Consider the following 22440-nt stretch of genomic DNA (forward strand, 5'->3'; position numbering starts at 1 on the left):
CGGTTACTGGCAGGAACCGAACCATGAAACGAATCTCCGAATTTGCCCGCAAGCGTCCTTCCGCGCGCCACTATACCGTGGCTGCCGCCATGATGATTGCCGTTGCAATGCCGCTTTCCACGCCTTTGGCCGCCCCTTACGTGGTGTTCGTCGCCGACAGCAAGGCAAGCGATGTGCCGCACCCTCACGCAGGCGAGGTGGATCCCGTGATTACCGGCAAGACCATTGGTGCCGGTCAGCGTGCGGAATGGGAAAAGAAGCGCAAGAAGTTTCTCGAATGCGGCCTTTGCGGCAAGGAACAGGCCTTTCCCGAAGCGCTTGCCGGGGACCTCTAGATGTGAGTTCTCACCAGGTTGTTCACTCGATCCCATTCTGAAAAGCTGAAGTTGCAAACCATCAGTGATCAGGAGAGGGACCGAATGAACATCCACAAGAATGCCCGTTTGACGCCGAAAGGTCGAGAGATATTGATCGAGGCCTTGAGCGCGGAGAACATCCTCGCGAGGTGGCAAGGCACCGCGCTGCGGTATTCTCCTTGCCAGAGGCGAAAAATCCATCCATGCAAACTGCTTTAATTTAAACCGGACACGCTCTAGCTTTCCAGCTGTCCTATTGAATACGCTTGATACTGGCGACCACCGAACGGCTGTCGAGGATATCTTCCCAGCGGCCTGAATGGCGTGCTGCCACGCGCTTGATGAATTTGTAGCCTGTCTTGTCCCAGCGGCGGATTTCATCCGACAGATTGTCGAGCACGAAATCACCGCGGTCAGTGCGCACGGTGAGCACGGCATGGCCTTCGCCATTGGGCTGCAGCACCACGGTTGCCAGCAGCGCGGAAGCTGGCCATCCCTGATCCATCAGGGTTTTGCGTTTCATCAGCACATAGTCCTCGCAATCGCCGTAATAGGTCGATTGATCCGGCAGATGCCAATATTCCTCAATGCCGTAGATTTCCTGATCGCTGCGCGGTTCGATTGCCTGATTGGAGACGGTGTTTGCCAATCGCATCTGCCGCCAGCGTTCGCGGTTCAGTTTCATCGGTTTCGATGACCAGCTTTGAATGGAGCAATCATGCCGGTTTTGCTGGCAGTATTCGTAGTGGCCGATCGGCTGGGTCGTCAGGCGCCCGGTACGCTGGAAGGGCTCGCCCGCGATTGCCGCGCCGGCCGGCTGTAGCAGCACGAACAATGCCGCAAGCAATGCCGCGAGCCGCACACGCCCGGCTGTTTTTGCCCAAACGGTTTCGCCGCCGCGCCCAAGTGCGCCGTTTCTCATGCCAGGTAAAATGCGTATCCCTCCACGCACCACTGCCCAATCCCCGCAACGGTTAACCAACCGTTAACCAAGCCGATACGCCTTGCTAAGTCAATCAAAGGCGCCGGGGATGGTTAACTGCACGGTTCTGCGTTGCAAATTTGCACTGTTTCTGCGGGTTTCTGATTTCTGCCGGATCTGCCTTTTGCCGCGCCAGAAATTGCAGGCCAACGGACAAGATGCTGCCTTTTTGCAGTGCTTGAAGGCTTGTTCCAATGAAGCTGCGCCCGCCATGGCTTCCGCCAGGTGGGGCGCCATCTTGAAAGGAAAACCCTTATGCAGGGTGCCGTGCGGTGGATGAAAAGACTGCTGTTTGTGCTCGCCGTTCTGTTTGCGCTTCCCGCGCTGTTGTCTGCGGGCTGGTGGCTTTCGCTCGAGCGGCCGGCTTCCTGGCGCCAGGCGGACTGGTCGTCTGCCGGCATGCTCCCACCGGCTGCCAATACACCGCAAGCCGTCATCCATGTCATGGCAGCGCGTACCGGCGGGCTGAAGGGAGCCCTTTCGACCCATAGCTGGATTGTCACCAAACGGGCCGGCGCAGCATCCTATGACCGCTATGACAAGGTTGGCTGGGGCAATCCCGTCCGGCGCAACGCCTATGCAGCCGATGCACGCTGGTATTCCAACACGCCCTTCATCGTCAAAACCATACGCGGTGAAAGGGCGGCACGGCTTATCCCGCGCGTCGAAGCAGCGATTGCTGCGTATCCGCATTCGGCCCGTGGGGGATACCGCATCTGGCCGGGCCCCAATTCCAATTCCTTTGTTGCCCATGTTCTGCGCCAGGTGCCCAAACTGGACGTCACGCTGCCATCGACGGCGGTCGGGCGCGATTACCTTGCCGATGGCAGCCGCTGGGGCCGTTTCTGGCATGTGGATGGCGATGGCCAGGACGCCAAACTCAGCCTGGCGGGGTTCGCCGGTGTATCCGTCGGCCTGCGCAGCGGCCTGGAAGTCCACTTCCTTGGCCTGGTTGCCGGCGTGGACATCCGCCGCCCGGCGGTCAAGCTGCCCGGCTTCGGCCGGCTGGATTTGACCACCACGGCGCTGGCGGACGATTGAAGACCGATTGTGCAGTTAATTGATTCGCCGTGGTTTTCTACATAAAGTTTGATATCAAACTAAATTTGACACGCCTTTCAGATTTATAATTTGATATCAAACTAAATCCTGGTATAGTGCTGGCTGTTCCTGCCGGACGAGGTGTTTCATGCGCACCAGCGAAGCCGAAGCCCTGTATCGTTTCTACCGATCTGCTGATCAGGCGGCCCGCTTGATGCGGCTGTCTGCCGACAGGCTGTTGCCGGACGGGCTGAGTCTTGCGCAGTTCGAATTGCTGGATCTGCTGGTCAGCCATTCCCATCCACCTGAAGAAGATGAACAGGATTCAGAAGGGCTTGCGCCGGCGGAAGCGGCCCGGAAACTCGGCCTGACAAGGGGGTCGCTCACCAGCCTGCTCAACCAGCTTGTTGCGCGCAAGCTGGCGGTCACCCGCGCAGCGCCCCGTGACCGGCGCTCAAAACGCATCATGGTCACCGCCAGGGGCAGGGCGCTTCACCGCGATGCCATGATCGGGCTTTCCGGCTTTACCAGCGCGATGCTGACGGTCTTTTCCCGGGACCGGTTTTCTGCGGTGCAGGAATTGCTGGATGAGTTTATCCGCTGGCTTGAAACCGAAGGCCGTTTGCAAAGCGGGGCGGGCCGGTCACAATAATGGCTGCCGCACGCTGATTCTTTCCACACATACCGGAGAATGCCCATGCAATACCGCCCGCTTGGGAACACCGACACGCTGGTTTCCCGGCTATGCCTGGGCACCATGACCTGGGGTTCGCAAAACAGCGAGGCCGAGGCCCATGAACAGCTTGATTATGCCGTCGGCGAGGGGGTGAATTTCCTCGACACGGCAGAAATGTATCCCACCACCCCGCGCCGGGCCGAAACCACGGGCCTGACGGAGGAGATCATTGGCACCTGGCTGCAGCGCCGGACCGACCGAGACAAGCTGGTGGTGGCGACCAAGGTGACAGGGGAAGGAAACCGGGACATCCGCGGCGGTGCGCGCGTTACCGGCGCCATTGTGCGTGAAGCGCTTGAAGCCAGCCTTGTCAGGCTCAGAACCGGTCACATCGATCTTTACCAGCTGCACTGGCCCAATCGCGGCTCCTACCACTTCCGCAAGAACTGGAATTATGATCCGTCCGGGCAGGACCGCGGCGACATTGAAGGTGAGATCGCCGACATTCTGGGCGAGGTGGCAAAGCTGCAGGCGGAAGGCAAGCTGAAACACTTCGGCCTGTCCAACGAGAGCGCCTGGGGAACCCGCAAATGGGTTGAGGCTTCCGAGCGCTTTGATCTTCCCCGTGTCGTCTCGATCCAGAACGAGTATTCCCTGATCTGCCGGCTTTTCGATCTCGATCTTGCCGAAGTGGCGGTTCGCGATGACGTGGGTTTGCTGGCTTTTTCACCGCTGGCCGCCGGGGCTCTTTCCGGCAAGTATCTGGATGGCGGCATCCCGCCGGGCTCGCGCCGTTCCATCCAGCCAAACCTCAACGGGCGCTATACCGATCGCAGCGAAACCGCCATTGCCCGCTACGCCGAAGTGGCTGAAAAGAACGGCTTGCCCCTGGCGCAGATGGCACTTGCCTTCTGTCTGACCCGCCCTTTCATGACCTCCGTCATCATTGGCGCAACCTCCATGGATCAGCTCAGGACAAACATTGCCGCCAAGGATATCACCCTATCAGATGCGGTGATGGCGGATATCCAGGCAGCCCATCGCGAACATCCGATGCCCATTTAGGCTCGTTGCAGGGCTGATATTGGGCCGATACAGGCTGATGCCCCCGATTGCAGCGCGGCAGGAGATCGCAGCGCTGCAAGAAGTGTGTTCGAACAGGGGCTGGCAGGCGAAGAAGCCATGGACCCTGCCAGCTTCCCTTTCTATACTCACCGCCTGCCATCAAAGCGCCGTCCGGGGGGAAGCGCTGGCGCAGGACAAGGGAGGCGGCGTGAAGAGACTTCAGCGCCTGTTGCGCAGACCTGTACTGGTACAGGGCGTGTTGTTTTGCCTGTTGCTGGCGCTGTCGGCGGCAGCGTTCTGGCTTGCCACATCCCGTGCCACACGGCTTGCTGAAACCGGTATCCGCAACAGCGCCGAAGACACCCTTCGCCTTCAGGCCGAAGCCATTGTCAGCCAGCTCGACAAACATCGTTTCGTGCCGGCAGTACTGGCAAAACGCCGGGAAATCATCAGCCTGGCCTCTCTCAACCCCGCGCTTCCGCAGGATCCCGGCCTGAAATCCGTATTGGAAGACACGACCTGGCTTTCCGGCAGCCTGGACATTGCGGTTGCTTCTCCCGACGGCCGCATTCTCGCCGGGGTAACGGGACTGGTGACGGAGACAATTGCCGATTTGCGCGGATTGCGCATCCCGTCCGCCCAGGGCCGGCTGGGCCGTTCCTCGGTCAAACTGGCCAACGGTAAACGCGCCTATGGCTTTTCATCCTCCATACGCATTGCAAACCGCCATGCCGGTTCGGTGATCGTGCTGGCCCCCGTGGAGGCCATCGAGCGGTCCTGGACACTTTCTGGCAAACCGGTTTTTGCCACCGACAACCGTCTGGAAGTGGTAGCGCGCGATTTGCAGGCCAGCCAGCTTGCTTCCGACGATGAATTGATGACCTTGCTGGCGCCGGCAAGCCTTGCGGGTCGCATCGAGCGGGCAGGCGAGCGCTATGCACTCTTCACACGGCCCATCAATCCCGTCGGCTGGCGGTTGCATGTGCTGGAAAACCTGCGCCCCATCGGCGAAGCCTGGAACCAGGCGGCACTGATCAGCCTGCTGGGATCTGCACTGCTGGTTGTCGCCTCCATGTGGCTGGCAAACCGCTGGCTCACCCGCAGCCGTCAGGCCCGGATGGAGCGGGCCAATGCAATCCGCCTTGAGCGCACGGTGCGAGAGCGTACCCGGGAACTCTCACGGGCAAACGAACGCCTCCGCCAGACTCAGCGGGAACTCGTCCAGGCCGGCAAACTGGCCGGTCTTGGCCAGATGTCGGCAGCCCTGAGCCACGAATTCAACCAGCCGCTGGCCGCAATAAGGTCCTATGCGGACAATGCCGCGCAATATCTGCAGCGCGGGCGCACCGGGGAGGCGGAAGACAACATAACCCGCATTGCCGCGCTGACCGCCCGCATGGCCGCCATCAGCAAGGACCTGCAGAATTTTGCCCGCCGCCCCCAGGAGCGGACCAGTGCCGTTGATCTTCGCGAGGTTGTTGACGGGGCGCTGGAACTGGTTGCCGGCCGGGTGGCTGAAAGCGGGGTGACGGTAAAAACGGAACTTCCCGGCCAGCCCTTGCTGGTGCGCGCGGGCGTGAACCGCCTGCAGCAGGTGGTGATCAACCTGTTGACCAACGCACTTGATGCCATGGCGCAATCTGCGGGCAAACCGGCGCAGGACCAGACAAGGAAGCCAAGCCACGCCAGGCGAACCGCGCCGGATTTGAAAATCACCGCATCGAGCCAGCGCAACAAGGTGATATTGAAGATACGCGATTGCGGCCCCGGCTTCAGCAAGGATGTTGCCGAAAAGATGTTCGATCCCTTCTATACGACAAAGGGCGTCAATGAGGGTCTCGGCCTCGGCCTTTCAATTTCCTACAACATCATCCGGGATTTTGCTGGCAAGCTGATGGCAAGGAATCATCCCGCGGGCGGTGCGGAATTTATCATCGAACTGGAACCCTGGCGGGAAGAGGAAACGCCATTGGAGCCACGCGATAACGTCCGCTCCGGCGGGCAGGATACGGTAGCGGCCCAATGACCACAGCAACCGTCATTTCCGGGAAATCCGGTGAAGCTGGAGCAAAGACACTCCGCTCAACTGCGGAAGGCCGTTTTCTGTTCCTCGATGATGAAGAGGATATCCGCATCTCGACCCGTCAGGCCTTCGATCTCGATGGTCTCGACCTGGAGTGTTTCGACCATGCCGAAAACATGCTGGCCGAGATATCGGCCGGGTTTTCCGGCGTCGTGATCACCGACATTCGCATGCCGGGCATGGACGGGATTTCACTGCTTGGCAAGGTTCAGGAGATCGATCCCGACCTGCCGGTCATTCTGGTCACCGGTCATGGCGACATCCAGCTTGCGGTGGAGGCAATGCGCCGCGGCGCCTATGACTTCATCGAAAAGCCGTTTACCGCCGCCCATCTGATAGAAGTGGCCAGAAAGGCGCTGGAAAAACGCGCCTTGACACTGGAAGTTCGCCGGCTTCGCTCCGGGGCGCAGGGGATTGATGAGCTTGAAGCCACCTTGCCCGGCCGCTCCGAGGTCATGCGGGAAACCCGCAAGCAGATCCGCGCAGCAGCCCAGGCCGGCATGGACCTGCTGATCGTTGGGGAGACCGGCACCGGCAAGGACATTACCGCCCGTGCCATCCACGGCTTGAGCGAACGGGCCGAAAAACCCTTTGTCTCCATCAATTGCGGCGCGATTCCCTCCGGTCACTTCGAAAGTGAGTTGTTTGGCCATGAAGTGGGCGCTTTTCCCGGCGCCCTGCGCGCCCGTTACGGCCGGCTGGAACATGGCCGGGGCGGGACCATCTTTCTCGATGAGGTCGAGAGCATGCCTTTCGGTCTGCAGATCAAGTTTCTGCAAGTTCTTCAGGACCGCTCCATCAGCCGGCTGGGCAGCAATGAGACGATCGGCCTCGATGTCCGCTTTATCGCCGCCTCCAAGGTTGATCTGGAGCAGGAAGTTGCCGCCGGCCGTTTTCGCCAGGACCTGCTGTTCCGCCTCAACACGATGACCATCCGCCTGCCGGAGCTGGCATTGCGCCCTGGCGACATTCCGCTGCTGTTTTCAGACCTTGTGTACCAGGCAGCAAGCCGTCACCGGCTGGAGACGCGCCCCGTTCCGCCAACCCTGCTTGCAGAACTGTCGGCCAGGGCCTGGCCCGGCAATGTGCGCGAATTGAAGAATGCAGCCGAGCGGTTTGCGCTTGGTTTGGATCTTTTTGGCGAAGGAACAGCACCCGCCGAAGAATCGTCCGGCAGCACGCTGTCAGAACAAATGGCCAGCCACGAGCGCAGGCTGATCGCCTCCAGCCTTGCCGCCCATGGCGGCAGCCTCAAGCCCGTTTACGAGGCGCTCGGCATCTCCCGCAAATCGCTCTACGAAAAGATGCAGCGCCATGGCCTGTCGCGGGAGGACTTTCTCGACAGGCAGTCAAAAAACCACCCCTCCCGGTGAGGGCCGCAACGCCCTTTTACCATCCGTCTTTAGCGGCTTCCCAGGCCCAACGGGTGGGAAACCACACATGCAGAACGGGTGATGTTACCGATTCTACCCATTTTGCCGGTGTGCACCCCGATTGGTCACATTTGCGGTCTAACCGTTCTTGACGGGCGGCAGGGGCTTGGGCTCTTTGCCGCCAACCTGGGCCATCGGGGCCTGGAGGACATTCTTTTAACGGGAGGTATATCCATGAAGTTCCTCAAAACCTTTGCTGTCGCTGCCGGTCTGCTGACCACAACCGCCTTTGGCGCTGCAGCCGATTGCGATGATGGCGAAATGGTCATCAAGTTCAGCCACGTGGTTGCCGCTACCGGCCACCCGAAAGGCAATGCTGCCACTGCCATTGCCGAGCGCATCAACTCCGAGATGAACGGCAAGGCCTGCATGGAGGTTTTCCCGACCTCCACGCTTTATGATGACGACAAGGTGATGGAAGCGCTGCTTCTCGGCGATGTTCAGATTGCTGCGCCCTCGCTGTCCAAGTTCGAGGCCTATACCAAGAAGTACCGTCTTTTCGACCTTCCCTTCCTGTTTTCCTCGATGAAGGCCGTCGACGCCTTTACCCAGGGTGAAAAAGGCCAGGAACTGCTCAACGCCATTTCCGACAAGGGGTATGTGGGCCTTGGCTACATCTATAACGGCCTCAAGCACTTCTCGGCGAAAAAGCCGCTTATCCTGCCGACCGACGCTGCGGGGCTGAAATTCCGTGTTCAGACCTCCGATGTCGCCGTCGCCATGATCGAGGCATTGGGCGCTTCTGCCCAGAAACTGGCCTTCAAGGAGGTCTATGGCGCGCTTCAGACCGGCGTTGTGGACGGTCAGGAAAACACCTGGTCCAACATCTACAAGCAGAAGTTCTTCGAGGTTCAGGACGGTGTGACGGAAACCAATCACCAGTTGCTGACCTATCTGGCGGTCACTTCCAAAGAGTGGCTCGACAGCCTGGATGAGGACGTGCGCACCCAGTTCATGACCATCTTCACTGAAGAAGTGAACAAGGCCAACGCAAATGCGACGGCGGTCAATGAGGAGGCCAAGCAGGGCATTCTTGCAGCCGGCGGTGTGATCCGCGAACTGACGGCCGAGCAGCGCCAGGCATGGGTTGATGTCATGAAACCGGTCTGGGCGAAATTCGAAGACGACATCGGCAAGGACGTCATCGAGGCAGCGGTTGCGGCCAACGCTTCCAACTGACCCAAATACCGGGAGCGGGCGCTCTTTGCCCGCTCCCTTTCTGCTTCGCATCCTTTAAGAGGGCATGCCCCGTGCCGCGATGGTTTGTCATCGCGCTGTAAACGGCGGCGGAGCTTTGCTATAATCACGATTGTTCTGTTTATGAGTCCGTGTTCATGAGCCCATGACCTGGACTGAAAAACGGCGCGCTGCTTGCCTGGAGGAGGAAAGAGCGGCGCTGTAGGGGTAAAGGCGCGGCCAAATGCGGCCAGAATCGGCCAGAATCGACCAGAATCGGGGAGGGGATCATGAGCCAGTATTGGCCTTATCTAGGAATGGCGATCATCATTGGTTTGCTGTGGCTGTGGGAACGGCGCAGCCCCGATATGGTGAACCGCTTTGAGGAAAACGCCATTGCCGTCCTGCTGGCGCTCATCACCCTTGTATCCTTTGTGCAGGTTATCGCCCGCTACGGTTTTAACACCGGCTGGGGCGGCGCGCTCGAATTCACCCGCATTCTGTTTGCCTGGATGATCCTTTTCGGCATGAGCTATGCCGTCAAGATCGGCTCCCATCTGGGCGTCGATGCCTTCATCCGGCTGCTGCCCAAGCCGCTGTTTCGCGCCGTGGCGATATTCGGCGCTCTGTGCGCGGTGCTCTATGCAGCCATGCTCATTTCCGCCACCTGGCTTGAGTTTTTCGGCGCTTCCTCAAAGGGCGGCGCTGTCGATTACTGGTCAAAGATGTTCAAGCTCGGCATCGGCCTTGATGATCTGCGCTATCCCGAATGGGTGCAGAACGCGCTCGGGGTTCAGGAGCGTGTGCAGCGCTGGATTGCCTATCTCATTCTTCCGGTGGGTTTGGCCCTGTTCGGCTTCAGGGCGCTGCAGGCCATGGGGGAAATATGGCGCGGAGAGCGCGAACTGGTCATTGCCGGGCACGAGGCAGAAGAACTCGTGGCTGAAAACAAAGACGTGCTGAAGGACTGAGGGGCAGGCCATGGAAACCGGAATTCTCTTTGCACTCGTCCTGGGCCTGCTCTTTCTCGGCGTGCCGGTGGCGATATCACTGGGGCTTTCCTCGATCATCGTCATCGCGTTTTTCTCCTCCGACTCCATGTCGTCAGTGGCCTTGCAGCTCTTTACCGCCTCCCAGAACTATACGCTGCTGGCCATTCCCTTCTTCATTCTGGCCTCCGCCTTCATGTCGACCGGCGGCGTTGCCAAGCGCATCATCCGCTTTGCCATCGCCACGGTCGGTCATTTCCGCGGCGGTCTTGCCATGGCCTCGGTGCTGGCCTGCATGCTGTTTGCAGCCCTTTCCGGTTCTTCGCCTGCAACGGTGGTCGCCATCGGCACGATTGCCATCGCCGGCATGCGCCAGGTCGGCTATTCCAAGGAATTTGCCGCCGGCCTCATCGCCAATGCCGGCACGCTCGGCATTCTCATCCCCCCTTCCATCGTCATGGTGGTCTATTCGGCCGCGACCGATGTTTCCGTTGGGCGCATGTTTCTGGCCGGTGTCGTGCCGGGCATTGTTGCCGGCCTGATGCTCATGATCGCGATTTACGTGGTGGCACGGATAAAAAACCTGCCCGCCGAGCCATGGCGCGGCTTTGGCGAGATCCTGCAAGGGGGCAAGGAGGCCGGCTGGGGCCTGTTCTTGATCATTATCATCCTGGGCGGCATCTATGGGGGCGTGTTCACACCGACCGAGGCGGCCGCCGTCGCCGCCGTCTATGCCTTCTTCATTGCCTTGTTCATCTATCGTGACATGGGCCCCATGAAGGAACATGCATGGGTTTCCGACAGCGACCGGGAAGAAGCGCGCATCGGCTTCAAGTCGGTTGTCTACATGATTTCCTTCTTCTTCGTGTGGATGGTGCTCTCCTTCTTCGTAACCTCGGAGTGGGAAGGTGTGACGTTCGCGGGCAGGGCGCTGTGGGGCGGCGCGATCGCCCTTGCTTCCGGCATCGCCTATGCGATCTGGCGCGGCGGTGCCGCCGGGCGCATTCCGGCGATGTGGGCAGCCAGCCTGCCGGTGTTCGGGCGGAATTTCGCCCTGATGACCCGCAATTTCTTTCCCGCGATGTTCAACGAGGACACCCGCAAGGTCATGGTCGATGCTTCCAAAACGACGATCATGCTGATGTTCATCATCGTCAACGCGCTGATTTTCGCCCATGTGCTGACGTCCGAACGCATTCCCCAGGCAATCACCGCCGTCATGCTGGATTACGGCTTTACCTGGTTCACCTTCCTGATCGCCGTCAACATCCTGCTGTTGATCGGCGGCCAGTTCATGGAACCTTCGGGCCTGCTGCTGATCGTGGCGCCGGTGGTCTTTCCCATCGCCATGGAACTGGGCGTTGATCCCGTCCATCTGGGCATCATCATGGTGGTCAACATGGAAATCGGCATGATCACCCCGCCGATCGGGCTAAACCTGTTCGTCACCTCGGGCATAACGGGGATGAGTCTGGTTCGCGTCGTCAAGGCGGCACTGCCCTTTGTGGCGGTGCTGTTCGCCTTCCTGATCCTCGTTACCTATGTGGAAGTGCTGTCGACCTGGCTGCCCTACAGCCTGATGGGCCCGGAAATCGTGACGCGGTAGTCCTGCCTGCGGTGAGGGATACAGACAAATTGAAAACGGGCAGAATCAGGCGCCAAAACACCGGCTTGCGTCGGCTGAATGGTCCGCAGATGGGACTGAAACACCGCCCGGGCAGCAATAGACCGCCCATTTTGAATCAGCGCCACTGCCGTTGATTCTCACCTGGAAGCGATGAAATGCGGGGTTTTCCGGTTTCTTAACCGTGTTTTGCCCGCAAATTGGGCCGGCGCTCCCCTGTTTCGTGTCATTTCTGCAACAGCGCTCCCTAAAGCAGTATGCGCAGGCCCGATTCCGTCAATTCCCGATTGCGTGTTCGGCCAGTGTCGTTATTTTCCAAACTCGGAAAAGGCGCAAAGCCCAATCCTTTGGTTCAGGGGCTGGTTATCCCATTTCACTAGTGATGTGACAATCAGCTCGTTTAATGAAGTTTTTGACTGGAGGTCAGAACAATGAAAATCAAGAGCCTACTTCTTGGTTCTGCAGCTGCCATGGTAGCTGTTACCGGCGCCAAGGCAGCCGACGCAATCGTCGTCGAGCCTGAGCCGGTAGAATATGTCCGCGTCTGCGACATGTATGGCGCCGGCTATTTCTACATCCCGGGCGACGCCAACGAAACCTGCATCCGCTTTGGCGGCTATGTACAGGCTGAATACTGGGTCAACCACGACCACGACGAAGATGAAATCTCCGATCACAATGGTCGTGTCCGCACCCGTTTCCAGGTGGAAGCCAAGAACGAAACCCAGTACGGCACGCTTTCCTCGCGCATCTGGTTCATCAACCAGAAAGTGGACGAAGACGATCCGCACGATGACTTCTCCACTTCGGAAGGTTTCGGCGCGACCGACACCCAGTGGTGGCGTGCAACGTTCAGCCTGGCCGGTTTCCGCGTTGGTTATGACGCTACGGACGGCACGATCTGGAACACCTATGGCGGCTACGGCTTCTATACGGCTGTGAACTCCGGTTCCTACGGCTTCCAGACCGGCATGTTCGTCGAATACAATGGCTCGTTCGGCGACAACTTCAACTACGGTATCGGTGTTGTCGATGCTGCTGCATCCGGTGCTCCGGGTCAGCCTGACCTGATGGCCGGTATGTCCACTTCCATGGGCACGCTTTCTGTTGGTGCAGCGGTTGTCTATGACTCCTCAGAGAGCGCCTGGGCCTACCGTGTCCGCGGCGATCTGGACCTGTCCAGCTTCATGCCGGGCGGCAGCCTTGGCGGCTGGTGGCGTGCAGACCATGGCGACACCGACTATGTGAAGGGTCACCAGTGGGGCGTAACTGCCAAGATGAACCTGGTGGACAATGTTCAGCTTTTCGCCGGTTATTCAGACTATCAGTCTGAAACCAATGCTGATGTTGCTCGCTGGACCGCTGGCCTGAAGTGGGATATCGCACCTGGCCTGTGGGTCATCGTCGAGCATGCCAAGACGCTGACGGAAAAAGGCACTACCACGTCGGCTAACAACTTCGCGATAAATCCCACCACCGGTGCCCTCGAAAACACTGGGGGCGTAACCAGCCAAACCGGCGGTGCTTCAGGTGTTACTTGGATCCGCATGCGCCGTTCGTTCTGATCGGCTGATTGGAACATCTTCAGTCCGGGCTTAGTAATAATCCTTAGCCCGGCCTGAAAACCAAGCTTCCATTCGCCCGAATGGATCATGCAGGAGGTGCCCGTCTTTATTGCCGGGTGCCTCTTTTTGTTTTTAATCGCGATATACTGCAATATTTGATTGATATTTTTGCATCTTGCGGTTGATAATTATTAATAAATAATTTGTTACTTGCCTTTTTCTGTCTTGATAATATTCTCTTCTCGCCTGCAGGTGTGCTGAAGGGTGCGGGTGAACGCTGTTTCCTGCGATCCCTTGAAAGGCACACCTAGTTGCAACACGCACCCAAGCCGTCTTCTCGTACCTGCTTTCTTTGGCACCATTCACAGGTTTCTGTGCTGTGCCACGACAGGCAGAGCCTTCGCCTACACCCAAGAGAACCGGTTGACTGCTTTGCTGCTTGCAACTCTGACAATGCTCCCACTATTGAGAACCTTGCATCTCTCTCAACTCCAGTTAGAAGAGCGCGATCACGTCCAAAGCAGCTGTCATTTTTCTTACTTTTTTACTCTCACAAATATCTGCTTATAGGCGTTCTTCCTTTCATTCTCCGAATACTGATTATTCATTTTCAAAATAACGCAAGACAAACAGTGTTTTTTTATACTAAGATTTACTCGCATGATCTTTTTGGGGTGTGGGTATGAACAGTATATTCCCGCAAGGGGATGGGTGCGCGCCGCGTCGGGCCGTATCCATTGTTTCCCTGTGGAACCGGTATGGCGATCTGCTTTGGGAACCGGGAAAGCACAAGGAAACCAATCGCGCTTATGTTTATGAAATACAGGCCATTGCCGACCGGTATGGCATCGAACACTTTGACAACAGCCTGATCGATGCCCTGCGGGCGGCATGCCGCAAGCGCGGCAACAAGAACAGTACGATCAACCGGAAGCTTGCCTGTCTGGGCAAGCTGCTGCGCAAGCATCATCGCGATGGCCATCTCGACCGGCTGCCCGATTTGAGCAAATATCCCGAGCGCAATGGGCGTATCCGGTTTCTCTCCTCTCAGGAAGAGAGGGCCCTGTTCGACTGTCTCGACTTCTTCGATCCCCACCATGGCAATCTTGCCCGCTTCCTCGTCAATACCGGTGCACGGGTTGGTGAGGCACTGGGGCTCAAATGGAGCGATGTGGACGCGCACAACGCCACGTTCTGGGAGACGAAAGCCAACACCCCCAGAACCGTTCCGCTCACACGGGCCGCCATTGCCGTGCTCGTCGCCGAAAGAGGAAAACGGCCGATTGGCCCCTTTGCCGATATTCGATACCCGAATTTCAGGGCCAACTGGCTGAAGGCAAAAAAGAGGGCAGGACTTCAACAGGATCCGCAGATCGTGCCGCATATCCTGCGCCACACCTGCGCTTCACGGCTGGCGCAAAACGGCGTCGACATCAAGCGGATACAGGAGTTTCTGGGGCACCGCACGCTTGCCATGACCATGCGCTATGCCCATCTGGCGCCAAAGCACCTTCAGGTCTGTGCCCAAACCCTGGATGAAATAAACGAACAGCATCTGGCTGAGGATAATGGCAAGGCCAAAGGCCGCTACACAGCGGCAGCAACCGAAGCGGCGCCATAAAGCCACCGTAGGAAGAACAGATGCTGAAAGACACAAAAAGGGCCCGATCCGAAGACCGGGCCCTGATTTTTACGCTTGTCCAATCAGAGGATTAGAACGAGCGGCGCATGCGAACCCATGTGGTGCCAGAGGCTTCGGAGACTTCCGGAAGGCTCTTCGTGTGTTCCACGATTGCCCACAGGCCGGGTGCGATGTCCCATTTGACACCGGCAGTCCAAATTGCGCCATCTTCATTAATTTCAGACTGATAGCTGGAGTAACCGGCGAAGAGCTGCAGGTTGTCCACCAGGTTCATCTTGGCGGTAACACCCCACTGGTGACCCTTCACATAGTCGGTGTCGTTGTCGTCTGCACGCCACCAGGCACCAAAGCCGCCGCCGGGAACGAAGCTCGACAGATCCACGTCACCACGGACGCGGTAAGCCCAGGCGCTCTCGGAAGAGTCATAGACAACCGCTGCACCAAGAGACAGGCTGCCCATGGAAGTGGACATACCGGCCATCAGGTCAGGCTGACCCGGAGCACCGGAAGCGCCAGCATCAACTACACCGATACCGTAGTTGAAGTTGTCGCCGAACGAGCCATTGTATTCGATGAACATGGCGGTCTGGAAGCCGTAGGCACCAGAGTTCACAGCCGTATAGAAGCCGTAGCCGCCATAGGTGTTCCAGATCGTGCCGTCCGTAGCATCATAACCAACGCGGAAACCGGCCAGGCTGAACGTTGCACGCCACCACTGCGAGTCGGCCGCGCTGAAACCTTCCGAAGTGGAGAAGTCATCGTGCGGGTCATCCGAGTCGCTCACATTGTTGATGAACCAGATGCGCGAAGAAAGCGTACCGTACTGGGTTTCGTTCTTGGCTTCCACCTGGAAACGGGTGCGGACACGACCACTGTGATCGGAAACGTCATCATCGTCGTGATCGTGGTTGACCCAGTATTCAGCCTGCACATAGCCGCCAAAGCGGATGCAGGTTTCGTTGGCGTCGCCCGGGATGTAGAAATAGCCGGCGCCATACATGTCGCAGACGCGGACATATTCTACCGGCTCAGGCTCGACGACGATTGCGTCGGCTGCCTTGGCGCCGGTAACAGCTACCATGGCAGCTGCAGAACCAAGAAGTAGGCTCTTGATTTTCATTGTTCTGACCTCCAGTCAGATTACGGACCGGAGCAGGCAGCTGGCGCATTGGTGGAGGCCGCGATGGGGCAAGGCGAACTGACCGGTGGAGGGATTGGACCAGCCAGCCGGTCAAACCCGTGGCTGCAGATCCGCAAACGCGTAGTGAAAGCGCTGCAGCACAGTTGGTTTTGCCGTTAATGCCGATGCTACGGTGTGTACCCAGCCAGCCAGCGCAGGGTTGAGAGCGCGAATTGGGCGTTCTGGCCGGCGTCCGGGTGGGCAAGCCCGAACGGTTCGCCGTCATCAATGCGCTGGGCGGTAAAACCGCCCGCTTCGCCGAATATGGCAACCCGGCCCTTGCCGAACACCATCGCCATGCCCTGGGACAGCCCCCCGGCATCGATACGGGGCGCTGAATAGAACTCATCGGTCAGGCGAAAGGTCAGGATGGCCTCGAATTCCCGGGGAATCTGCAACAGGTTGACCGCGCCTTCGGGGGGATGATGGCCTGGCCGCCGAAGGCGTAAAAATGCTCGATAGGGCCGATCCCAGCGCGCCATCGACAATTGGATGGCGGTTCAGCTTTCCTTGTCCGTACCCATCCGGCGAGCGGTGAAAGTCGATATGGACATGCAAGTCCGCGCTGATGGAATCCTTGCGCAGCGCATGGCCGGTCATGTAGATGGCGCCGAAACGGCTTGCCAGTTCAATGGTGCCGCCGGCAAAGGGGGAATGGTCGGCCAGCAGCAACAGCGATCCCCCTTTTTCCACCCAGGAAACGATCAGATCCAGTTCCCCCTCGCTGTAGATGGAAGGAACGTCCATCGTCGAAAAGCGCCGGTAATCGCCTGCCCCCGACCGGGCATAGGCATTGACGATGGCCAGGATATCCGTTTCAGCCAGGATTTCCGCCGTCAGCGGTGCATCGAGCCAGCGAACCTGAAAGCCATCGGTTTCAGCCAGCGCCTTGAACGGCTCGAAGGAGCCGCGCTGCAGATAGGGGCTGACATGGCGGTGAATGACGATCCTTGGGCCGGACTGGGCAGCATAGGCCGGATTTTCATTCTCATAGGCATAGCCGGTCACTGCCGTCTGGCGGTCGCCCGTGGCGCCGGCGGGCAGTATGGCCGCCACCAGCGCCCAAAGCATTGCCAGCAGTGCGGCGAGGCATGGTCCGGTGAACCGCTTCATTCACCGCTCTCCAGCCCCTTCAGCGCTTCTTCATATCGCGGGATGCTGTCGCCAAGGGCTTGAATCAGCGGGCCGGCCTGGCGTTCGAACCGCCGCCACTTTCCCATGGCCGAACTGTAGACGGGCTGGCGTACCTGCCATGCAGACAGCGTTTTGACCGATTTTTGCGATTCCTCGCGCGCCAGCACCCCGTCTTCCCAGTCAAGGCCGGCATATTCGATCATGCCGCGGGCGCACAGTTCGGTATTGCTCACCACGTCCTCGTAGTAGACATGGTGGATCTTGTCCGCAAACAGGCCGTCCCAGTAAGCCATCAATTCCAGATAATGCCGGTAGTAGCGCCCCAGCACTTCAAGATCCGTCTTGTAATGGTTGTGGGCCGGCGTCATGCCGTTGGTGAAGATCGACATGCAGGTATCGGCGGGATGCCGCCTGCAGTGAATGATCTTCGCATTGGGAAAAAGCAGCAGGATAAGCCCGATATTCATGAAATTATGTGGCAGTTTGTCGGTAAACCGCCGGGCCGCGCCGGCTATCTGGCGCGCACCGGACAGATAGCCGATGGCCATCTTTGTGACATCTGCCCGCGTCAGCGCCATCACCTTGTTCATGTATTCCGTTGCCGGCAGGTGCAGGGCGCCAAGCCGGCCGGAAATGTCATCCATCATCGGCATCTCGCCGCCCGGTGCCACGGAGGAATGGGCCGCGACCAGGCTTTCGACCAGGGTGGTGCCGGAGCGTGGCATGCCGACGATGAAGATCGGCCTTGCCTGGGAATCGCCCCATTTTGCCCGCGGCTCCAGAAACGCCCTGGTGAATGTCCTGCGGTTGTTCTCGAAGTTGCGCTCGATGGGGATCGGGTTTGCCGGTTTTCCGATTTCATTGGCCGCTAGGTAGCGCTCGAACGCCCTGTCGTGTTCGCCTGCATCTTCCAGCGCCTTGGCCGCCCCGAAATAGAGCGCCGCGATCTGATAGGGGGGAGCCTTGGTTTCGGCGGCGATCGCTGCGTCCACCTGCGCCAGATAGGCGGGGACTTCCTCAGGCTCGAACCGGTGAATGTTTGAAATTCCGTAAATCGCCAGGGGATGCGTCGGCCGCATTTCGAGCGTCTTGCGGTAACATGCGAGCGCCGTGTCGTGATTGCCCATATAGGTGTGGCAATTGCCGATCTGAAACACCAGTTCCGCATCGTTCGGCGTGATTTCAAGCGCCCGCTCAAAAGCCTTTATCGCGCCTTCCGCATCGCCGCTGTTTTCCAGGATCTGTCCGCGCAACTGCCAGCCGGGCGCATTGGCCGGCTGCAATTCCACCGCCTTGCCCGAATACAATTTGGCCTGCTTGAAATCCCGCATCTCAGCGTTCAGCTTGGCAAGCCAGATCAGCAGGTTCGCGTCGCCCTTGCGATGCGGCAGGACTTTCTGCAGGTAGCCGATGGCCTGCGGCCACTCCCGGTTTGCCTGGTGAATGGAAGCAGCACTCAACAGCGCATCGAGATTTTTCCGGTCGCGTTTGAGCGCGGCCTGTATCTGTCCCATAGCGGACATGCGCTGCATGGGGTTCATGCTGGCAGCTTGCGGCGGGCTGATCATTCCCCGCTTTCCTCCGCCAGGGCTTTAAGCGACGTGTCGTACTCGGCCACCTGGTCGCCGATAACGTCGATCAGCGGCTGCAATTGTCTTTCATAGTGCCGCCAGCGGCCGCTGGAGGAGGTGTAGACCGGCTGGCGCACCTGCCAGGCCGAAAGCGTCTTGACCGAGCGCTGGGAGCCTTCCCGCTCCATCACGCCATCTTCCCATTCAAGCCCCAGATAGCCGATCATCTTGCGTGCAACGAACTCCGTGTTGACGACAAGGTCTTCGTAATAAACGTCGAAAATGGCGCCCGGGAACAGCTCATGCCAGTGCCGCATCAAATTGCGATACTGGATGTAGTAAAGGCCCAGGGTTTTCAAATCCGCCTTGTACTGATGGTGGAAGGGGCGCATCGAGTTGGAATAGAGCGATACGGCATTGTCGAGCGGGTTGCGCATGCAATGAATGATCTTGGCGTTGGGAAACAGCAGCTTGATCAGGCCGATGCGAACGAAATTATGCGGCATCTTGTCGGTAAAATGCGGTGTGGAGCCGGCCACGATCTTGGTCATCTCCAGATAATGTTCGGCCAGTTCCCGGCTTTTGGCGGGGGTGATTTCTTCCAGGCGGCGCACAAACAATGCCTGGTCAGCGGTCTGAATGCCGAGCGGTTTGGCAATTCCGCCCATATAGGATTGTTCATCGCCGGCGGTTATTTTCGAATGCGCACCGCAAATGCTCTCCGTCAGCGTGGTGCCCGAGCGGGGCAATCCCAGAATGAAAACCGGTCGATCGGTTTCAAGGCCAAAGCCCGCCCCGTGCCGGCTGGAAAAAAATTCACGGGTAAAACCGGCCCTGGCATTGGCGATTTCACTGAAGGCACGGCTGCTGTTCTTGGCCATGCGCAATTCGTTCGCCTGCTGGAAAAACTCGAACGCTTTTTCATATTCCCCGCAATCCTGGAAAACCTTGCCTGCGCCATACAAAACGGAAGCCTTGTGGTTGGGCAGGGTCTGGCGCTCCAGCGACGTCATCAGTTGCGGCTCCAGCGCCTCGGCTTCCTCCCTTGTGAATTTGTGATTGTTGCACCGCCGGTACAGCGCCTCCGCATCATATGGGTCGATTTCCATGATGCGTTCATAGGTTTCATCGGCCAGCGCCATCTTGCCGGCGCTCTTGTAGCTTTCGGCGAGCTGATTGAGAATCGTCAGATGGCCGGGCATGAACTTCAGCGCCCGTTCCAGCACATCGACGGATTTGTCGGCCGCCCCCATTTTCAGCAGCACATCGGAATAGATCATGAATGCATCGGGGTCTCTGGGTGCGACATCCAGCAATTTGCGCGCATATTTTCTCGCCTGCACAAGTTCCAGCGGCTTGGAAAAGGCTTCCACTGTACGCTTGAGAATTTCCGGGTCGTTCTTGCGGAAACTGAGCGCCTTTTTGTAGTGTTTCTGGGCTTCTTCCCAGCGTTCATCGGCCGCATGAAGCACGCCGATATTGCACCACAGCTCCGCGTTTTTGGGGTCGTGTTTCAACACGCCTTCCATCTGGCGCATCAATTGCAGCCGTTGTGGCGTGGACAGTTTTGCCGGATCGACATTCAACATCGAACAAATTCCGTATTGGCCGGTTTGGTATTTTCAAGGGGTCATTACAGACTAGATCATCGGATGTCCATTTGGAACCGTTTCGGTGTTACCGTTGCAAGACAACAGCGAAATCCATGATGACACCAAACAGGGCATGACAACGAGCCCTGGCACATTTTTTCAAAGCAGGAATGTGGATTACGTTACGTAATAACCCTTGATATTTGCAGTTGAATCGTGTCCGATGACAGTGCTGTGGGGAAGGAAGACACTCCGCACCTTTTGTTTGGGCAGGCAGTATTTGGATTTGCGTTGTTCTGCATCGCCAATTTGCCATCGCCCTTTTGAAACAATGTGCGGGTGGCGGTTTCCGGCAGAGGCTTTACGTGTGCTGCCTGGTTGGGTGCCACGGCTTTCTTCCTGAAATGCATGAACAGGCGTGGTTATGGCGTTGCCGCGTTTCATGCAGAACGCGAAACGGCACAGGCCATGACCTGATGCAATGGGTGAGGTGTTTCCATGTGCAACTGGAAGAAATGGATTTGGCCCGGCATTCTGGCGACGGTGCTGTTGACAGCGCTCGCCATGTTGATGCGCTCGGGCGCAATCGAGCAGGATTTGCAGGCAAAGGCCCTGGAGAGACTTTCTGCCGATCATGATTGGGCGCAGGTGGCGCTTGACGGGCGTGATCTGACCCTGCTGGGCGTTGCTCCATCTGAGGAAGCAGCCAGCCAGGCGCTGAAGATCGCCGAAGATGCATACGATGTGAGGGTTGCAACCTCACAGACCACGCTGTTGCCGGTCGCCGATCCGTTCACGCTTTCGGCAACCAAGGGGGAGGGCGGAAACATAGCGCTCTCCGGCAGCGTGCCGAGTGAACAAATCCGCAGCGCCATTGTGGAAGCAGCCAAGGCTGCAGGTTCCGGAGAGGTTGACGATCAACTCGTACTCAACCGCGGCGCATCCGACGGCTTTTCCGATCTTGCCTCTTTTGGCATTTCCCAGCTTGGCGGCTTCGTTACGGGCAAGGCGTCGCTGGTCAATTCCGATCTGTCGGTTGAAGGCGTGGCGGCAACAGCAGATGATTACGCTGCAATCACCAGCGCGCTTTCAGGCACGCTTCCCGGCGGTGGCAAGCTGGCCGCAAGCAGTGTCGTCGCCCCGGCCGTTTCCCCCTATAGGCTTGCCGTTGAAACCTCGCCTGAGGGCATGGTGCTCAGCGGTTATGTACCCGATGCGGCAAGCCGTGCAGCGCTTGTACAGGCCGCACAGGCTGTTTCGGACCAGGTTACCGACAATCTCGAACTTGCCAGCGGTGTGCCGGACGGAATTTCCTGGGCCGATGCCGGCAACTTCGCGATTTCCGCCGCCAGCCGCCTGCTGAAGGGAACCGCGGCGTTCAGCGATACGGTTTTCTCGATTGACGGCATGGCAAGGGATGCCGGAGCCAGGGGCGCAATTGAGGGAGATCTGGCTGGAGCACTGCCTGCAGGCGTATCGGTTGGATCCAGCAATATCGAACTGCCGCTGATCGATCCCTATGAGTGGCGTTTCGAAAACATGGAAGGGTCCGCCCCGGTTCTGTCCGGTTACCAGCCGGATGAGGGATTTGGGGCTGCCAATTTGGAGATGGTCACCACGGCGCTTGGCACAGCACAGCCGGTTGTCAACAACCTTGCCGTGGGCCAGGGTGCGCCGGCGGGGTTTGCAGATGCGGCAGCAGTTGCGATCCGCGCAGCAAGCAGGCTTCACAATGCCAGTGCACAGATAACGGGAACCGAAGTAACCGTTTCCGGTGAAGCCTATTCCCTGCCTGCGGCCGAGCAGGTTCGGGCGATGCTGGACACGGGCCTGCCGGAGGGCTTCACCGGCAATCATGAAATCGCCTTGCGCGATACGGCAGGCATGGCCACACTTGGGGCCGAAGAATGCCAGGCATTGCTCAGCAGCTTCCTGAAGACGAACTCGATCCGTTTTGAATCCGGCAAGGCAAACATTCAGAGCATTTCATTCGGTCTTCTGGATCGCCTGTCCTTTGCGTTGAAGCGCTGTCCCACGGCGACGGTCGAGATCGGCGGCCATACCGATGCCGATGGTTCGCAGGAAGCAAACCTGGCCCTCAGCGAAAATCGCGCCAACTCTGTGCGCTCTTATCTGGTGCGCAACGGCGTATTCATCGGCCGGCTGCAGGCCAAGGGCTATGGAGAATCCAGCCCGGTGGCCGACAACGCAACCGATGAGGGCAAGGCCCAAAACCGCCGTATCGAATTCACCGTCATCCGATAGGAAGGAAACGCCATGTGGTACCTCATCGAACAGCTTTTCCTGTTTCTTCTGATCGCATTCATCGTC

The 22440-nt window shown here is 58.5% G+C and carries 20 protein-coding genes; 12 read left to right on the top strand and 8 right to left on the bottom strand.

Translation table 11 applies throughout. The features are described 5' to 3' along the window. Window positions 1-23: 23 nt before the first annotated feature. Window positions 24-335, top strand: coding sequence for a hypothetical protein (locus BVL55_RS04605; RefSeq protein ID WP_075995932.1), 312 nt, complete (start codon window positions 24-26; stop codon window positions 333-335). Window positions 336-609: 274 nt separating this feature from the next. Here the strand turns inward: BVL55_RS04605 and BVL55_RS04615 are convergent, their stop codons facing one another. Both BVL55_RS04615 and BVL55_RS04620 read right to left on the bottom strand, forming a co-directional pair. Then, a complete protein-coding gene (locus tag BVL55_RS04615; RefSeq protein ID WP_075995934.1) occupies window positions 610-1278 on the bottom strand; it encodes a transglutaminase-like cysteine peptidase in 669 nt (222 codons plus the stop codon). 90 nt (window positions 1279-1368) lie between these two features. Then, window positions 1369-1551 (bottom strand): hypothetical protein, encoded by a 183-nt coding sequence (locus BVL55_RS04620; protein WP_205410842.1) that lies wholly within the window; start codon window positions 1549-1551, stop codon window positions 1369-1371. 42 nt (window positions 1552-1593) lie between these two features. Between BVL55_RS04620 and BVL55_RS04625 the strand changes: the two genes are divergently transcribed. The 10 genes from BVL55_RS04625 to BVL55_RS04670 all read left to right on the top strand — a co-directional run bounded on the left by BVL55_RS04625 (window position 1594) and on the right by BVL55_RS04670 (window position 14611). Further along, the gene (locus BVL55_RS04625) at window positions 1594-2379 is read left to right on the top strand and encodes a DUF3750 domain-containing protein (RefSeq protein ID WP_428977273.1); all 786 of its coding nucleotides are present in this window, start codon (window positions 1594-1596) and stop codon (window positions 2377-2379) included. A gap of 148 nt (window positions 2380-2527) precedes the next feature. Continuing rightward, a complete protein-coding gene (locus BVL55_RS04630; protein WP_075995936.1) occupies window positions 2528-3031 on the top strand; it encodes a MarR family winged helix-turn-helix transcriptional regulator in 504 nt (167 codons plus the stop codon). A 45-nt stretch (window positions 3032-3076) separates the two neighbouring features. Further along, window positions 3077-4120 (top strand): aldo/keto reductase, encoded by a 1044-nt coding sequence (locus BVL55_RS04635; protein WP_075995937.1) that lies wholly within the window; start codon window positions 3077-3079, stop codon window positions 4118-4120. 208 nt (window positions 4121-4328) lie between these two features. Next, complete coding sequence (locus BVL55_RS04640) at window positions 4329-6146, top strand: sensor histidine kinase (protein WP_162841450.1); 1818 nt, start codon at window positions 4329-4331, stop codon at window positions 6144-6146. Next, on the top strand, window positions 6143-7576 hold the full coding sequence (locus BVL55_RS04645) for a sigma-54-dependent transcriptional regulator (RefSeq protein ID WP_083649361.1): 1434 nt from the start codon (window positions 6143-6145) through the stop codon (window positions 7574-7576). Before BVL55_RS04640 ends, BVL55_RS04645 begins: the two co-directional genes overlap by 4 nt. Before the next feature lie 234 nt (window positions 7577-7810). Continuing rightward, window positions 7811-8815, top strand: a complete 1005-nt coding sequence (locus tag BVL55_RS04650) for a DctP family TRAP transporter solute-binding subunit (protein WP_075995939.1) — start codon at window positions 7811-7813, stop codon at window positions 8813-8815. A gap of 287 nt (window positions 8816-9102) precedes the next feature. After that, window positions 9103-9783: a TRAP transporter small permease gene (locus BVL55_RS04655; RefSeq protein ID WP_083649362.1), complete on the top strand. Its 681-nt coding sequence runs from the start codon at window positions 9103-9105 to the stop codon at window positions 9781-9783. Window positions 9784-9793: 10 nt separating this feature from the next. Beyond that, window positions 9794-11407 (top strand): TRAP transporter large permease, encoded by a 1614-nt coding sequence (locus BVL55_RS04660; RefSeq protein WP_075995941.1) that lies wholly within the window; start codon window positions 9794-9796, stop codon window positions 11405-11407. 449 nt (window positions 11408-11856) lie between these two features. Further along, window positions 11857-12990: a porin gene (locus BVL55_RS04665; protein WP_075995942.1), complete on the top strand. Its 1134-nt coding sequence runs from the start codon at window positions 11857-11859 to the stop codon at window positions 12988-12990. 682 nt (window positions 12991-13672) lie between these two features. Beyond that, a complete protein-coding gene (locus tag BVL55_RS04670) occupies window positions 13673-14611 on the top strand; it encodes a tyrosine-type recombinase/integrase (protein WP_075995943.1) in 939 nt (312 codons plus the stop codon). A 91-nt stretch (window positions 14612-14702) separates the two neighbouring features. Here the strand turns inward: BVL55_RS04670 and BVL55_RS04675 are convergent, their stop codons facing one another. The 6 genes from BVL55_RS04675 to BVL55_RS16380 all read right to left on the bottom strand — a co-directional run bounded on the left by BVL55_RS04675 (window position 14703) and on the right by BVL55_RS16380 (window position 20553). After that, window positions 14703-15752 (bottom strand): porin, encoded by a 1050-nt coding sequence (locus tag BVL55_RS04675; RefSeq protein WP_075995944.1) that lies wholly within the window; start codon window positions 15750-15752, stop codon window positions 14703-14705. Window positions 15753-15940: 188 nt separating this feature from the next. Beyond that, a complete protein-coding gene (locus BVL55_RS04680) occupies window positions 15941-16210 on the bottom strand; it encodes a hypothetical protein (RefSeq protein ID WP_075995945.1) in 270 nt (89 codons plus the stop codon). Then, window positions 16158-16925 (bottom strand): motility-associated ABC transporter substrate-binding family protein, encoded by a 768-nt coding sequence (locus BVL55_RS04685; protein WP_075995946.1) that lies wholly within the window; start codon window positions 16923-16925, stop codon window positions 16158-16160. Before BVL55_RS04685 ends, BVL55_RS04680 begins: the two co-directional genes overlap by 53 nt. Next, complete coding sequence (locus BVL55_RS04690; RefSeq protein WP_075995947.1) at window positions 16922-18514, bottom strand: tetratricopeptide repeat-containing sulfotransferase family protein; 1593 nt, start codon at window positions 18512-18514, stop codon at window positions 16922-16924. Before BVL55_RS04690 ends, BVL55_RS04685 begins: the two co-directional genes overlap by 4 nt. After that, window positions 18511-20106, bottom strand: coding sequence for a tetratricopeptide repeat-containing sulfotransferase family protein (locus tag BVL55_RS04695; RefSeq protein ID WP_075995948.1), 1596 nt, complete (start codon window positions 20104-20106; stop codon window positions 18511-18513). Before BVL55_RS04695 ends, BVL55_RS04690 begins: the two co-directional genes overlap by 4 nt. 180 nt (window positions 20107-20286) lie before the next feature. After that, window positions 20287-20553: a hypothetical protein gene (locus BVL55_RS16380; protein ID WP_156892414.1), complete on the bottom strand. Its 267-nt coding sequence runs from the start codon at window positions 20551-20553 to the stop codon at window positions 20287-20289. Window positions 20554-20607: 54 nt separating this feature from the next. Here BVL55_RS16380 and BVL55_RS04700 point away from each other — a divergent pair, with 54 nt between their 5' ends. Next, complete coding sequence (locus BVL55_RS04700) at window positions 20608-22374, top strand: OmpA family protein (protein ID WP_075995949.1); 1767 nt, start codon at window positions 20608-20610, stop codon at window positions 22372-22374. Window positions 22375-22440 lie beyond the last annotated feature (66 nt).

Source organism: Salaquimonas pukyongi (assembly GCF_001953055.1).
In the GTDB taxonomy this organism is placed as follows: Bacteria; Pseudomonadota; Alphaproteobacteria; order Rhizobiales; family Rhizobiaceae; genus Salaquimonas; species Salaquimonas pukyongi.

Bases quoted from the DNA above. Each gene is read 5' to 3' on its own strand.
- BVL55_RS04655 (WP_083649362.1), top strand. From the start codon at position 9,103: ATGAGCCAGTATTGGCCTTATCTAGGAATGGCGATCATCATTGGTTTG.
- BVL55_RS04650 (WP_075995939.1), top strand. From the start codon at position 7,811: ATGAAGTTCCTCAAAACCTTTGCTGTCGCTGCCGGTCTGCTGACCACA.
- BVL55_RS04645 (WP_083649361.1), top strand. From the start codon at position 6,143: ATGACCACAGCAACCGTCATTTCCGGGAAATCCGGTGAAGCTGGAGCA.
- BVL55_RS04615 (WP_075995934.1), bottom strand. From the start codon at position 1,278: ATGAGAAACGGCGCACTTGGGCGCGGCGGCGAAACCGTTTGGGCAAAA.
- BVL55_RS04605 (WP_075995932.1), top strand. From the start codon at position 24: ATGAAACGAATCTCCGAATTTGCCCGCAAGCGTCCTTCCGCGCGCCAC.
- BVL55_RS04690 (WP_075995947.1), bottom strand. From the start codon at position 18,514: ATGATCAGCCCGCCGCAAGCTGCCAGCATGAACCCCATGCAGCGCATG.
- BVL55_RS04700 (WP_075995949.1), top strand. From the start codon at position 20,608: ATGTGCAACTGGAAGAAATGGATTTGGCCCGGCATTCTGGCGACGGTG.
- BVL55_RS04670 (WP_075995943.1), top strand. From the start codon at position 13,673: ATGAACAGTATATTCCCGCAAGGGGATGGGTGCGCGCCGCGTCGGGCC.
- BVL55_RS04630 (WP_075995936.1), top strand. From the start codon at position 2,528: ATGCGCACCAGCGAAGCCGAAGCCCTGTATCGTTTCTACCGATCTGCT.
- BVL55_RS04695 (WP_075995948.1), bottom strand. From the start codon at position 20,106: ATGTTGAATGTCGATCCGGCAAAACTGTCCACGCCACAACGGCTGCAA.
- BVL55_RS04660 (WP_075995941.1), top strand. From the start codon at position 9,794: ATGGAAACCGGAATTCTCTTTGCACTCGTCCTGGGCCTGCTCTTTCTC.
- BVL55_RS04625 (WP_428977273.1), top strand. From the start codon at position 1,594: ATGCAGGGTGCCGTGCGGTGGATGAAAAGACTGCTGTTTGTGCTCGCC.
- BVL55_RS04675 (WP_075995944.1), bottom strand. From the start codon at position 15,752: ATGAAAATCAAGAGCCTACTTCTTGGTTCTGCAGCTGCCATGGTAGCT.
- BVL55_RS04665 (WP_075995942.1), top strand. From the start codon at position 11,857: ATGAAAATCAAGAGCCTACTTCTTGGTTCTGCAGCTGCCATGGTAGCT.
- BVL55_RS16380 (WP_156892414.1), bottom strand. From the start codon at position 20,553: ATGAAACGCGGCAACGCCATAACCACGCCTGTTCATGCATTTCAGGAA.
- BVL55_RS04685 (WP_075995946.1), bottom strand. From the start codon at position 16,925: ATGAAGCGGTTCACCGGACCATGCCTCGCCGCACTGCTGGCAATGCTT.
- BVL55_RS04620 (WP_205410842.1), bottom strand. From the start codon at position 1,551: ATGGCGGGCGCAGCTTCATTGGAACAAGCCTTCAAGCACTGCAAAAAG.
- BVL55_RS04635 (WP_075995937.1), top strand. From the start codon at position 3,077: ATGCAATACCGCCCGCTTGGGAACACCGACACGCTGGTTTCCCGGCTA.